8 protein-coding genes are annotated in these 12,855 nt (G+C 63.9%); 3 read left to right on the top strand and 5 right to left on the bottom strand.

The window, feature by feature from the left end; all coding sequences use genetic code 11:
• Window positions 1-43: 43 nt before the first annotated feature.
• From H1204_RS26435 to H1204_RS26425, 3 genes are all read right to left on the bottom strand, one after another.
• A complete protein-coding gene (locus tag H1204_RS26435) occupies window positions 44-1,750 on the bottom strand; it encodes an FAD-dependent oxidoreductase (RefSeq protein ID WP_180731460.1) in 1,707 nt (568 codons plus the stop codon).
• A 55-nt stretch (window positions 1,751-1,805) separates the two neighbouring features.
• A complete protein-coding gene (locus H1204_RS26430; RefSeq protein ID WP_180731459.1) occupies window positions 1,806-2,795 on the bottom strand; it encodes a DedA family protein/thiosulfate sulfurtransferase GlpE in 990 nt (329 codons plus the stop codon).
• Window positions 2,796-3,112: 317 nt separating this feature from the next.
• Window positions 3,113-3,364 carry a hypothetical protein gene (locus H1204_RS26425; RefSeq protein WP_012403560.1) on the bottom strand — a complete coding sequence of 84 codons (252 nt, stop codon included), beginning with the start codon at window positions 3,362-3,364 and terminating at the stop codon, window positions 3,113-3,115.
• A gap of 427 nt (window positions 3,365-3,791) precedes the next feature.
• Here H1204_RS26425 and H1204_RS26420 point away from each other — a divergent pair, with 427 nt between their 5' ends.
• A complete protein-coding gene (locus H1204_RS26420) occupies window positions 3,792-4,313 on the top strand; it encodes a methylated-DNA--[protein]-cysteine S-methyltransferase (protein ID WP_180731458.1) in 522 nt (173 codons plus the stop codon).
• A gap of 196 nt (window positions 4,314-4,509) precedes the next feature.
• Here the strand turns inward: H1204_RS26420 and H1204_RS26415 are convergent, their stop codons facing one another.
• On the bottom strand, window positions 4,510-6,186 hold the full coding sequence (locus H1204_RS26415; protein WP_180731457.1) for a PAS domain-containing methyl-accepting chemotaxis protein: 1,677 nt from the start codon (window positions 6,184-6,186) through the stop codon (window positions 4,510-4,512).
• Window positions 6,187-6,660: 474 nt separating this feature from the next.
• Here H1204_RS26415 and H1204_RS26410 point away from each other — a divergent pair, with 474 nt between their 5' ends.
• A complete protein-coding gene (locus H1204_RS26410) occupies window positions 6,661-7,767 on the top strand; it encodes a porin (RefSeq protein ID WP_180731456.1) in 1,107 nt (368 codons plus the stop codon).
• 12 nt (window positions 7,768-7,779) lie between these two features.
• Here H1204_RS26410 and H1204_RS26405 read toward each other — a convergent pair whose 3' ends face one another.
• The gene (locus H1204_RS26405; protein WP_180731455.1) at window positions 7,780-10,122 is read right to left on the bottom strand and encodes an EAL domain-containing protein; all 2,343 of its coding nucleotides are present in this window, start codon (window positions 10,120-10,122) and stop codon (window positions 7,780-7,782) included.
• Window positions 10,123-10,785: 663 nt separating this feature from the next.
• On the opposite strand from H1204_RS26405, the gene H1204_RS26400 reads away from it, so the two are divergent.
• Window positions 10,786-12,807: an acyl CoA:acetate/3-ketoacid CoA transferase gene (locus H1204_RS26400; RefSeq protein ID WP_180731454.1), complete on the top strand. Its 2,022-nt coding sequence runs from the start codon at window positions 10,786-10,788 to the stop codon at window positions 12,805-12,807.
• Window positions 12,808-12,855 lie beyond the last annotated feature (48 nt).

Below are 12,855 nucleotides of genomic sequence, written 5' to 3'. Positions count from 1 at the left end.
GGCCTGCGCGGCGAAGCGCGCAGGCCGGTGCAAGACGGAAGGATCAGGCGCCGAGCGCGACGGTCGTTTCGCCCGCGAGCTGGGCGAGCATCTGATGGATTTGCGCGACGACCTGTGCGCCTTCGCCGACGGCAGCCGCGACACGCTTCGTCGATCCCGCGCGCGCGTCGCCGATCGCGTACACGCCTTCGACAGACGTGTTCAGGTCGCACGCCGAGTTCGCGCCCGTAATCACGAAGCCCTTCTTGTCCAGTTCGACGCCGCAGCTGCGCAGCCAGTCCGTATTCGGATCGGCGCCCGTGAACAGGAAAAGATGCCGCGAATCGAAGCAGTCGCGTCCATCGGCGCACGGGTTTTTCAAGCCGATCTGCTCGAGCCCGCCTTCGCCGCCTTCGAGCCAGCCGATCTCCGTATCCGGATACACGGTGACGTTTGGCAGTGACGCGATCCGGTCGATCAGATAGCGCGACATCGTCGCCTCGAAGCCACTGCGGCGGATCAGCACGTGAATGTGCTTTGCATGCGAAGCGAGATAAACGATGCCCTGGCCCGCCGAATTCCCGCCGCCGACCAGCACGATTTCCTCGCGCTTGCACAGCTTCGCCTCGACAGGCGACGCCCAGTAGTAGATGCCACGGCCGTCGAAGCGGTCGAGCCCGTCGATCTCGGGCCGACGGTACACCGCGCCGCTGGCGATCACGATCGTCTGCGCGCGGATGCTGCCCTGGCATTGCAGTTCGAGGCGGTACGGACGCTCCTCGCAGTGCAGATGCTTGACCCTGACGGGAATCGCGACGTGCGCGCCGAACTTCTGCGCCTGCACGAACGCGCGGCCCGCGAGCGCCTGGCCCGAAATGCCCGTCGGAAAGCCGAGATAGTTTTCGATGCGCGAACTGGCGCCCGCCTGCCCACCCGGCGCGCGGCTGTCGAGCACGATCACCGACAGACCTTCCGATGCCGCGTACACGGCTGTCGCCAGCCCCGCCGGACCCGCGCCGACGATCGCCACGTCGTACACGTGCTCGGAATCGAGATCGGGGATCAGGCCGAGGCAGGTTGCCAGTTCCGGGTCGCTGGGATGGCGCAACACCGAGCCGTCCGGGCAGATCACGAGCGGCATGTCCTCGGGACCTGCCGCGAACTGTTCGATGACGCGCAGCCCGTCTTCATCGCGTTCGTCGAGCACGGTATGCGGATGACCATTGCGCGACAGGAAACCTTGCAGCGACACCAGCCGCCGGTCGTTGCTCTGGCCAACGATGATCGGCCCGCCCGCGCCGCGCTCGATCAGCCCGACGCGGCGCAGAATCAGCGCGCGCATGATGCGCTCGCCGAGTTCGGCCTCCGCGACGATCAGCGCGCGCAGCCGCTCCGGCGAGATCAGCAGGGCTTCGACGTGCTCCAGCGCCATACCGTCGACGAGCGCCGGCTTGCCCGACAACTGGCCGACTTCGGCGAGGAACGAACCTTGATGGTGTTCGTTGACGAGCAGTTCGCGCCCGAGACCGTCGCGCTGAAACACCTTGACGGAGCCTTTCAGCACCACGACCATGCCAGGACCGGTGGTGCCCGTAAGGAACAGCATCTCGCCCGCTTCGAAATTCCGCCTTTCGCCGAATTTGCACAGCCGCTTGATTTCTTCGGGCTGGAGTATGGGAAACATCTGGTGACGCCGCGTCGAAAGCGTCGAGAACGGCGCCTCGTTGACGGCGGCGCGTTGAGCGTCTTCACCCTCTCGCGTTACACCCATCGATTTTGCTCCTTGCTTTGCCGCGCGCCGGAGGCGGCATGCAGCCAATGTCGGTTCAGACTGTCTTCGGCGTGATGCCGATATCCATCGTCGGCTCCGGCTCTTCGGCTAGCGGTTCGAGCTGGCGGCCCGCGTCGCGCCACGCATCGAGCCCGCCGCGCAACGGAATCACGTCCTTGAAGCCGGCATCCGCCAATTGCTTCGCCATCCACGCCGCCGATACCTCGTTCGGGCACGAGCAATAGATCACGAGCTTCTGGTCGTGCGGATACTTGGCGACGATTTCGTCGAGCTGGCGCTCATCCGCGAAGACCGAGCCGGGAATCACGAACGGATCGAGCGCGCGCTTTTCCTCCGAGCGGATGTCGAACAGCACGGGCGTGCGCTTGTCGAGCATCAGGTCGTAGAGTTCGTCGACGTCCATGCGCGCTGTTGCGAGCTTCTTGATCAGCTGACGGCGCCGATACCAGCGGTACGCGCAGTAGATGGCCAGGAGCACCACGACGACCACGGCCGTCATCTTGCCCAGACGGCTCGCGCCGGCGAACAGCATGTCGATCTGCTGTGCGAACACGACGCCGAGCCCGAGGCCGAGGCCCGACCAGAGCGTCGCGCCGATGCTGTCGTACGCGAGGAACATGCGGTACGGCGTGCCCATCGCGCCCGCCATCGGAATGGAGACGATCGACAGGCCCGGCACGAACTTCGCGACGGCCAGTACGCGCACGCCCCAGCGGCCAAAGAAGCGCTCGGTCTTCTTCACGCAGGTATCGCGCGACAGCGACAGTTTGCAGAGCGTTTTCAGCGTGTTGCCGCCGTAGATGCGGCCCGCCGCGAACCACGCGCTGTCGCCGATCAGCGTGGCGAACACCGCGAGCACCAGCACGGGCAGCACTTGCGTGCCGACCGAACCGGGATGCATCGCCGCCATCGCGCCGAACAGCACGAGGGAAGGCATCGCGGGCACGGGCAGCCCGATGGATGCGGCGAGCACATTGACGAATACGATGGCAGGCCCGTACTGCTCGACGAGATCATGTAGCATCGGCTTACTTTCGTGACCGTTTCGGCCTCGAAGACGACTGGAAGTAACTAAAAGATTATGGACGCATTTTCAACGCGTGCAAGAGAGGTGCGTTTTGCGTCCGGATATTGCCGACATGCGGGAAACGCGCCTGTCGCCTCGGTCTTCGGCGGAAAGGCTTTGGTACGCCCGGTGAACGTCATGCGACGTTCGTCGAGGTGTCAAAGATGATGGTGACTGCGCAAAAAACAAGAGGCGCGGCGCCTGATTCAACCTGCGCCGCGCACTCTTCGTATGGCTATTGACGACTGCTGTGAATTATTGACGACTGCTGTGAATTATTGACGGTGGTTATGCTGCTCGCCCGGCAGTTCGGCGCCATGCGCGCGGATGGCTGCGATCAGTTCCGCAGGCGTGATTTCATAACGCACTTCACGGTGAATGCCCGGCTTGCGTTCATCGACTTCGATCAGAAGTATGCCTTTCCCGTCTTCTGTCGATTCGAGGCGCAGCGAGCGTAGTTCGCGACCCGTTGCGTCGTCGTGCTCGGTGAGCAGGGCCATTGCCCCGGAAGACCCGGTGGTGCGCATCGAAAATTCCCTCTTGCGTGATTGAACAACGTTGCCGAACAGGCATTGTAAGGGCAGTGCCGCGCGCCGTCTGTCGCGTGGCGCTCACACTCTCCGGATTATGCGGGCGAGGCGTGCGCGATGCATCGAAGGGACGCTGCGGTGCACGCAAATATAAGGCCGGCGCGGCTCCTGGCGGGGTGCCGCGATTTTTTTGCATGGCAGCGGGCAGGCGCGTCACACGCGTTTCGGGACGCATCGGGCACGGGTTCAGTGCATGGTTGCGACGTACGTTTGCCCGTTGTCATGGCGATGACGCGTGCGTGTGATGGGCTTCAGTCAGCAAGATCCGGGAAGCAGCGCCGCTTGCCGGTGCGATACAGTGGACGCATTCAGAAGGCCGCGCACGACTTTGCAGCGGGCCTTCCCGATCATGCAGGAGGAAGTCATGAAGCAATGCATGTCGATGCCAAGCCCACTGGGCGATATATTGCTGCGCGCCGAAGACGACGCGCTGACGGGCGTGTACTTCGTCGGACAGAAGTATTTTCCGGCTGCCGATGGCGCGCTCGCCGCTGCGAACGCGTCACGCGTACTGCATCAGGCGCGCGAGCAGCTCGACGAATACTTCGCGGGCGAGCGCCATGCGTTCACTGTGCCTTTAAGGATGCTGGGCAGCGCGTTCCAGCGCGACGTGTGGGACCAGCTCGTGCAGATTCCGTATGGGGAGACCGCGAGCTACGGCAGCATCGCGCGGCGGCTCGGCTTGCCGCTGTCTGCGTCGCGCGCGGTCGGCGCGGCCAACGGGCGCAATCCCGTATCGATCATCGTGCCGTGTCACCGCGTGATCTCGAGCGCGGGCGACCTGACCGGCTACGCGGGCGGACTGCATCGGAAGGAAGCGCTGCTGACGCTGGAGCGGCCGATGTCGAAAGCGCCGCAACAGCTGGAATTGCTCGCGTTCGGTTGAACGCGACTCGCGGCGCCTCTTCATGCACGTAAAGCGTGAATGAGCCGCGCCAAAAAAATAGCCCGTCCAAAAGAGGGCGGGCCGCGTAAACGCCGTTGTTACTCGGGTCAGCCGGCCCGTACACAATCCTGGGCGCTGACCGACGTATCTTTATCGGACAATAGCGCGCTGTCGAGATGGTAGTAACGATGATCCATCAGACCAAAGCGTCTTCGTCGACGGCAGCGCGAGCGACGTGAACCGGCGCGGCCGGGTTGCGCAACGCCCTGGCCGCCGGGCGCGCGGCTTTGCTGGCCGCGCCACCCGCCTCCTGCGCGCCCGCGACCGTGAACAGGCGCACCGCTTCGTCGAGCACGTCGGCCTGTTCCGCGAGACGTTGCGCCGTCGCCGCAGCCTGCTCGACCATCGCGGCGTTCTGCTGCGTCGCGCTGTCCAGATGCGATACGGCCTGATTGACCTGGCCGATGCCGTCGGCCTGTTCGCTGCTCGCGTTCGCCACTTCGACGATCAGCGACGATACGCGTGCCACGGCCTGATCGATCACGCCCATCTGCGCCGTCGTCCGCGCGACCAGTTCGGTGCCTTGCGCCACCTCGTTGACCGTCGTATCGACCACCTGCTTGATTTCCTTGGCGGACGCCGCGCAACGCTGCGCCAGCATGCGCACTTCGCTCGCGACGACGGCGAACGAGCGGCCCGCCTCGCCCGCGCGCGCCGCTTCGACGGCGGCATTGAGCGCGAGGATGTTGGTCTGGAACGCGATGCCGTCGATCACGCCCGTGATGTCGGCGATGCGCTTCGATGCCTCGGTGATGCCCGCCATCGTCTGCTCGACCTGCAGCGCGACCTTGCCGCCCGTCGCCGCTGCCGATTGCGCGTCCCTGACGAGATCGAGCGCGCGCACGGTGGCGTCGGCGTTGGCTTGCACGGTGGTCGTCAGTTGCTCCATCGTCGCCGCCGTTTCTTCCAGCGACGCCGCCTGCATTTCCGTGCGGCGCGCGAGATCCAGATTGCCGGTCGAAATCTCGTGCGCAGCGTCGAGCATCCCGCCGATCTGCGCACGCACGTCGGACACGATGGCGGCGAGATTCGCCTTGAGCTGGTTGAGCGCCTGCAGCACGTCGCCGAGATCGTCGTGACGCGCGATGGCGAGATCGGCGGTCAGGTCGCCTGCCGCCATGCGTGTGGCGAACGACGCCATCGCATCGACCGGCTGACCGAGATGGCGCGACAGCAACTGCGCGGCAGCGGCGCTGACTGCGGCCGTCACGCCGAACGCGATCCAGAACGGCAGCGGCGGCGTGCCGCCCCAAGCTGCGAGGCCCGCCGCAAGCAGCGCGACGGGCGCGACCATGTAGCCGATCGTCGCGCGCATCGCGACGGGCAGACGCATCAACGCGTGCAGCTTGCCGACCAGCCCCGTGCGCACGACCACGCCCTGATGCAGCCGCACGCCGCGCGCCGCGCCCGCGCGGATTTTTGCGTAGAGTGCCTCCGCCGCGCGCACCTGGTTGCGATCCGGCTTCACGCGCACGCTCAGATAGCCGACGGGCGTGCCGTTCTCGACGACGGGCGTGACGCTCGCGCGCACCCAGTAATGGTCGCCGTTCTTGCGGCGGTTCTTGACGAACGCCGACCATGGGCGGCCGGCGCGGATCGTCGCCCACATGTCGGCGAAGGCTTCGGCCGGCATGTCGGGATGGCGGATCAGGTTGTGCGGCTGGCCGATCAGTTCGTCGCGGCTGTAGCCGGACACAGCGATGAAGGCGGGATTGCAGTACTGGATCTTGCCCTTGAGGTCGGTTGCGGAAACGAGCATCTGCGAAGACGGGTAGTCGTACTCGTTCTGGGTGACAGGCTGATTGTTGCGCATGACGTTCCTTGGACTGCCGGATGCCTCCGCATCCGAATGGTTCTGTAAGGCTTAACGGCATTGACCCCAGATGCTTTAGGGTTTTCCTGGTATTTGACTCAGGTAAATCGCGCTCGCGCCGATAAGAGAGAGTGCTGCGCCGCTGCCTTCAAAACCGGCGCTGTCGCGTCGATTGCGAGCGTCTGGCGTCGCATGAAAACAACGCCTTTCGCCGGATATTGGGCGTACGCTTTCGAGACTGGCCCGTCCTGGTGGGCCTTGGTGCGATCCCCCGCGCAGACTGCGGCGCGGCGCACTGTTTTCGCTTTACTTCCGTTTCTCGCGAATCTGATAATGGGATTTACTTGCATTTCGTAAGCTAGATTACGGGGCACGTTGCGCATGTTTTGACGCGCTCCCCTTGTGCGTGTGGCTGTTGTTCCTATAAAAAGTCGCCTTCCAAAGTCGAATCGACTCAACTCAGGGAAGCCAAGCATGTCCGCGAACAAGATCAACAAGAAAGCCGCAGCGGCCGTGAGCGCCGCGCTCCTCGCGCTCGGCACGGGCGCGCACGCACAAAGCAGCGTCACGATGTACGGCGAGCTCGACACGGGCCTCGCGTATATCAGCAACGCCGGCGGGCATTCTCAGTGGAAGGCGACGTCGGGTCTCGTCGACGGCAGCTATTGGGGCTTGCAGGGCATCGAGGATCTGGGCGGCGGTTATCGCGCGATCTTCCGGCTCGAACGGGGCTTTTCGGTGACCTCGGGCGAGATGTTCAACGACCACCCGTATTACGTCGGACTCGGCAACGAGCAGGCGGGGACGCTGACGCTCGGCCATCAATACGACCTCGTTCACGACTATTTCGCGCCGTACACGCTGACGGGCGGCGCAGGTGGCACCGCGTTCGCCCATCCGTTCGACAACGACAACGCGAACAACACCTATCTCGCGGCGAACTCGGTCAAGTATGCGAGCCCGTCGTTCGGCGGTTTGACGCTCGGCGGCATGTACGCTTTTTCGAACACGGCCGGGCAGTTTGCGAACAACCGTGCGTACAGCTTCGGCATGAACTATCAGGCGGGCGCGCTGAATGCGGGCGCCGCGTATCTGCATGCGAACGGACGCGGGAATTCGTCGACGGGCGCCTATGAGGCCGTCGTGCTGCCCAGCGCCACCGGCGTCTTCGATGCCGCCGTGCAGACGCAGAACACCTACGGCGTCGGCATCAGCTACGCGATCGGCGACTTCACGATGGCAGCGGCGTGGTCGCGCTCAACCTTCACTGGGGTGACCGTGATCGATACGGGCGGCGTGGCGCCGTCGGTTGGTTTTTCCAACTATGAGGTCAACGGCATCTACCAGTTGACGCCGACCGTTGCACTTGCCGGCTCGTACACGTACACGAAGGGATCGGCCTCGCACTGGCACAACGGCGGCGTGCAGGCGGACTATCAATTTTCGAAGCGCACGGACACGTATCTGGAGGCGATCTATCAGCGCTCGTCGTCGGGCGCGCCGGCCGTCATCAATACGACCGATCCTTCATCGAGCCACAATCAGGTGCTGATCGGCGCGGGCCTGCGGCACAGGTTCTGACAGACGCCCAGTTCACGACGGGGTGATCAGTCCTTCGGGCGCCTGCGGCATGCTGAGCAGATAGCCCTGCACATAGTCGCAGTTCACCTGGCGCAGAATTTCGAGCTGCGCCTTCTCCTCGACGCCTTCCGCGATCACCTCGATACCCAGCTTGTGCGCAAGGCCAATGACGCCTTCGACGATGGTTTGCGTCGTCGGATCGTGCTCGATTTTCGACGTGAAATGCCGGTCGATCTTCACCGTGTGCGGCTCGAAATCGGCGAGATACATGAGGCTCGAATAGCCGGTGCCGAAATCGTCGATGGCGATATGCACGCCGAGCCGCTTCAGTTCGACGATCGACTTTTGCGCCTGCTTCGGGTTTTTCATCAGCGCGGTTTCCGTCAGCTCGATTTCGAGCTTGCCGGGCGGAATGCCGAACTGTTTGAGCGCGCGGTCCACCTCGCGCACGATCTGCTCGCTGCCCAGTTGCCGCGCCGACACGTTCACCGACACGCCGAGGTTCATCGAGCCCGCCTGACGCCACGCGGCGAGCTGGCGCAGCGCGTTGTCGAGCACCCAGACGCCGACGTCCTCGACGAAGCCGGTTTCTTCGAGCAGGGGAATGAAATCCCCCGGTGAAATCTTGCCTCGCCTGGGGTGCTGCCAGCGGATCAGCGCTTCCGCGCTATGCACCGCGAGCGAATGCGGCTCGTGAATGGTCTGGAAGTGCAGGAAGAACTGATTGGTCTTCAGCGCCTCGGGCACGTCGCGCTCGAGTTCGAAGTCGCCGATGGTCCGCGCCGCCTCCTCGCCCGCGAACTGATACCCGTTGCGGCCGGTTTTCTTCGCGGCGTACATCGCGACATCGGCGCTCGACAGCAGCGCATCGTGGCCGCTGCCATGCTCCGGGTAAATCGAAATGCCGATCGACGCCGTGATGAACGCGCCCGCGCTGTCCTGCAGCCGGTTTTCCGACAGCCCGCCGAGCAGCGCCTTCGCCTGTGTTTCGAGCCCCGCCTTGTCGACCACACTGCCGATCAGCACCGCGAACTCGTCGCCGCCCAGACGCGCGACATACGCATCGCCCGGCAGCGAGCGGCGAATGATGCCGCCGACGTTGCGCAGCAGATGGTCGGCGGCGAGATGGCCGAGCGTGTCGTTAAGGACCTTGAAGCGGTCGAGGTCGACGAACATCAGGCCGAACGGCCTGCCCGCTGCACAGCGGCTTTCGATTTCACGCAGCAGCGCAGCGCGGTTCGCGAGGCCCGTGAGCGAATCGGTGTACGCGAGCCGGTCCAGTTCGGCGATGCGCTCCTGCTCGACGGTGACGTCTTCCGTAATGCCGACGATGCGCAGAACATTGCCTTTGTCGTCGAGCACCGGGTAGCCGGTGCTGCGCAGCCAGCGCACCGAGCCGTCGGCTTTTCTGATCCGATACTCCGCGCGGCCTTCCGACGATTCGGCCATGATGCGCGCCATTTCCGCGTGCAGCGCGGCGCGGTCTTCCGGCACGACCATGTCGCGCCAGACGTGCGGGTTGCGCATGAACTCTTCCGGCTCGACGCCGAACACGTTGGACGAACCCGCCGTGATGTAATGAAAATATTCGAAGTTCGCGCTGTACGAGAAGAACACGAGCTTGACGTGCGCTTCCATCTCCGACATCAGCTCGCTTTTCGCGCGCAGTTGCTGGAGCAGTTGCGTCTGGCTCGTAATATCGAGCGATGCGCAGACCACGGCGACGACCTTGCCGGCGTGGTCTTTCACGGGAATGAGTTGCGAATCCCACCACTTCGGCTGGCCTGTGGTCGTCGTGCAACTGCCGCGAAAAGAGGCGGGCATGCCGTTCAGCGCGCTCCTGAAAGCGGCCGTCGCGGCGTCACTGTCGTCGCCTTTCCAGAAGCCGAGCCAGTCCGCGCCCGCCAGTTGCACGGGCGACGCCGCTTCCATCAGCGTCGCGCCGTAGTCGTTGATGCGCAGCATGTGCCCTTGCAAGTCGAGCAGCTTGACGCAATCACGGCTTGCATCGAGAAACGAACTGGCGAGCGCCGTGGTTGCCGCCTGTCGCGCCTTTTGCGCGGCGAAGCGCTGGCGCGTCGCGATCATCGCGATGGCGCCCGCCGTCGCGCCGACGGCGACCTGCACGCTGAACGGCGCGCTCGCCGGCCCGCGCAGGGCCATTTGCAGCGCGATACCCGTCGCCCCGGCGCCGATCCCCGTGGCGACACTGACCGCGAAGCCGAACGGGCCGACCGGGCGGCGGTTCGACCATGCGTCGAGCAGCAGCGCGAGGAAGTGCTGGTCCTGGCGCGATCTGTCTTCGCCGTGCCGGCGCAGCGCGCGGCGCCATTTCAACGTGAGGCTAGTCGGCATATCCGGACTCGCCTTAATGTGCGCGCAATGCGCGGAGCGGGCGCAAACGCGGCGCCGTAATAAACGCAGGGCGTGCCGCGAACGTGAGCGAACTCACGCGCGCCGCGCATCGTGCGTCGATTGGGTGGGGAAGTGTGTTGCCTTTCATGGTGGCCAGCCGCTTCGGCGGTAATTGTTGCTGCGCTTGCGGACGGCGCTGCTTTCTACGTTTACGGCGCGCCGGTGCATTTGTTTAGCCCACACGATTGTGCCTGTTTTCGAGGCCTCGAACTACCTCGTCGTTGGTCACACAACGACGCGCATGCCGAATACCTTTCCTAAATGCGCGATGCATCGTTTTAACAAAGAAATGACGCTCAATGGAAAAGCTCTGCTTACCTAAGCTTTCTCGCAATACCGAAAAATGCGGTGCAAAAGAACGCGCGAATCGTTTTTAAATGAACGCAGGATCGGCGAATTCGGACGCCTGAACGCCGCTGCCAATAAATGCTGACGATCGCTCTGTGGCTTGCTAAATTGCATGGTCAGGCACCGCAAAAAACCGCGCGTGCTTGCCGGTTGCACCTTGAGTGGCGCAACCCGCTACGGCGTTATACGAACCGGTAGCAACCATCTTGCATGGGACGCTGAAGCGCTGAATCTGGTCAACAACAAGGAGACCCCATGCGCGCCGTATTCCAGTACCCGTTTCCCGTGACCGAGCGCAAGGTCGGGCGTAACAAGGTCGTCAGCGCGCGCGCCGCGGTCGAACTGATCCGTGCGGGCGACACGCTCGCGACGGGTGGTTTCGTCGGCGTCGGTTTCGCCGAGGAAGTCGCGATCGCGCTCGAAGAGCGTTTCTTCGATGCGAACGCGGCGACATCGGGCGGACCAGGCGCATTGGGGACGCCCGATGCGTCGAGCGCGCATCTCGACCTGACGCTCGTGTACGCCGCCGGCCAGGGCGACGGCAAGTCTAAAGGGCTGAATCATCTTGCGCATGAAGGGCTGGTGCGGCGCGTGATCGGCGGGCATTGGGGGCTGGTGCCGAAGCTGCAGCAACTCGCCATCGACGGTCGCATCGAGGCGTACAACCTGCCGCAAGGCGTGATTTCGCACCTGTTCCGCGATATCGCCGCGGGCAAGCCGGGGCATCTGTCGACAATTGGCCTCGGCACGTTCGTCGATCCGCGCCACGGCGGCGGCAAGCTGAACAGCCGAACGGCGGACGATCTCGTCAGGCTGATGGAAATCGACGGCAACGAGTATCTGCTCTACAAGACCTTTCCGATCGACGTCGCGATCATTCGCGGCACCACGGCCGACGCGAACGGCAACGTCACGATGGAACGCGAGGCGCTCACGCTCGAAGCGCTGGCCATTGCGATGGCCGCGCGCAATTCGGGCGGCGTCGTGATCGTGCAGGTCGAACGGCTCGCCGATACGAACACGCTCAATCCGCGTGAGGTGAAGATACCGGGCATCATGGTCGATTGCGTCGTGGTGGCGCGGCCCGAGCATCATTGGCAGACGTTTGCCGAACCGTATTCCGCTGCCTACGCCGGCGAACTGCGCGTGCCCGCGAGTTCCGTGCCGCCGATGGAACTGACCGAGCGCAAGGTGATCGCGCGACGCGCGGCGATGGAACTGATGGCCAATAGCGTGGTGAATCTGGGCATCGGCATGCCGGAAGGCATTGCGAGCGTCGCGAATGAAGAGGGCGTGATCGATCTGTTCACGATGACGACGGAGCCGGGCGTGATCGGCGGCATTCCGGCGGGCGGGCTGAACTTCGGCGCGGCGACGAATACGCAGGCCATCATCGATCAGCCGTATCAGTTCGATTTCTACGATGGCGGCGGTCTCGACCTCGCGTTTCTCGGCCTCGCGCAGGCGGACCGGCAGGGCAATCTCAACGTCAGCAAATTCGGGCCAAAGCTCGCGGGCGCGGGCGGCTTCATCAACATCAGCCAGAGCGCGAAGCGCGTGGTGTTCGTCGGCACGTTCAATGCGGGCAATCTGGATGTCGCGATCGAAGACGGGCGCCTGAAGATCAGACGCGAAGGCAAGAGCCAGAAGTTCGTCGATGAAGTCGAGCATCGCACGTTCAGCGGCGAATATGCCGCGAAGCGCGGGCAGCACGTGCTGTACATCACCGAGCGCTGCGTGTTCACGCTGACGCCACGCGGACTCGAACTGACGGAAGTGGCGCCCGGCGTCGACGTGGAGAACGATATCGTCGCGCAGATGGGCTTCAAGCCGATCATCGAGCGCCCGCCGCGCCTGATGGACGAGCGCATCTTTCGCGACGCGCCGATGGGACTGCGCACATTGCTGCTTTGCCTGCCGCTCGAAGAGCGCTTCAATTACGACGCGGAGAAGAACATGTTCTTCGTCAACTTCGAGGGCTTGCAGGTGACGACGCAGGAGCAGATCGACGCGATCTGGCAACAGGTCGCATCGCTTCTGTCGGGTGTGCGGTTCAAGCCGCAGGCCATCGTCAATTACGACAATTTTTCGATCAATCCCGAGCTGATCGACATCTATTCGACGACCATCACGAAGCTCGTCAACCAGTTCTATTCGAGCGTGACGCGCTACACGACGAGCAGCTTCCTGCGCATGAAGCTGGGGGACGCACTGGAACAGCGCGATGTCGCGACGTACATCAACGAACGGCCCGGCGACGCGTCGACGCACCGCTGAATGCGCGCTTGAATGCGCATGCGGTTCCTGACATGAACCGCTCACAGT

Origin of the sequence: Paraburkholderia sp. PGU19, from assembly GCF_013426915.1 — a bacterium.
In the GTDB taxonomy this organism is placed as follows: domain Bacteria; phylum Pseudomonadota; class Gammaproteobacteria; order Burkholderiales; family Burkholderiaceae; genus Paraburkholderia.
This window is presented reverse-complemented; position numbering and strand designations above follow the sequence as displayed.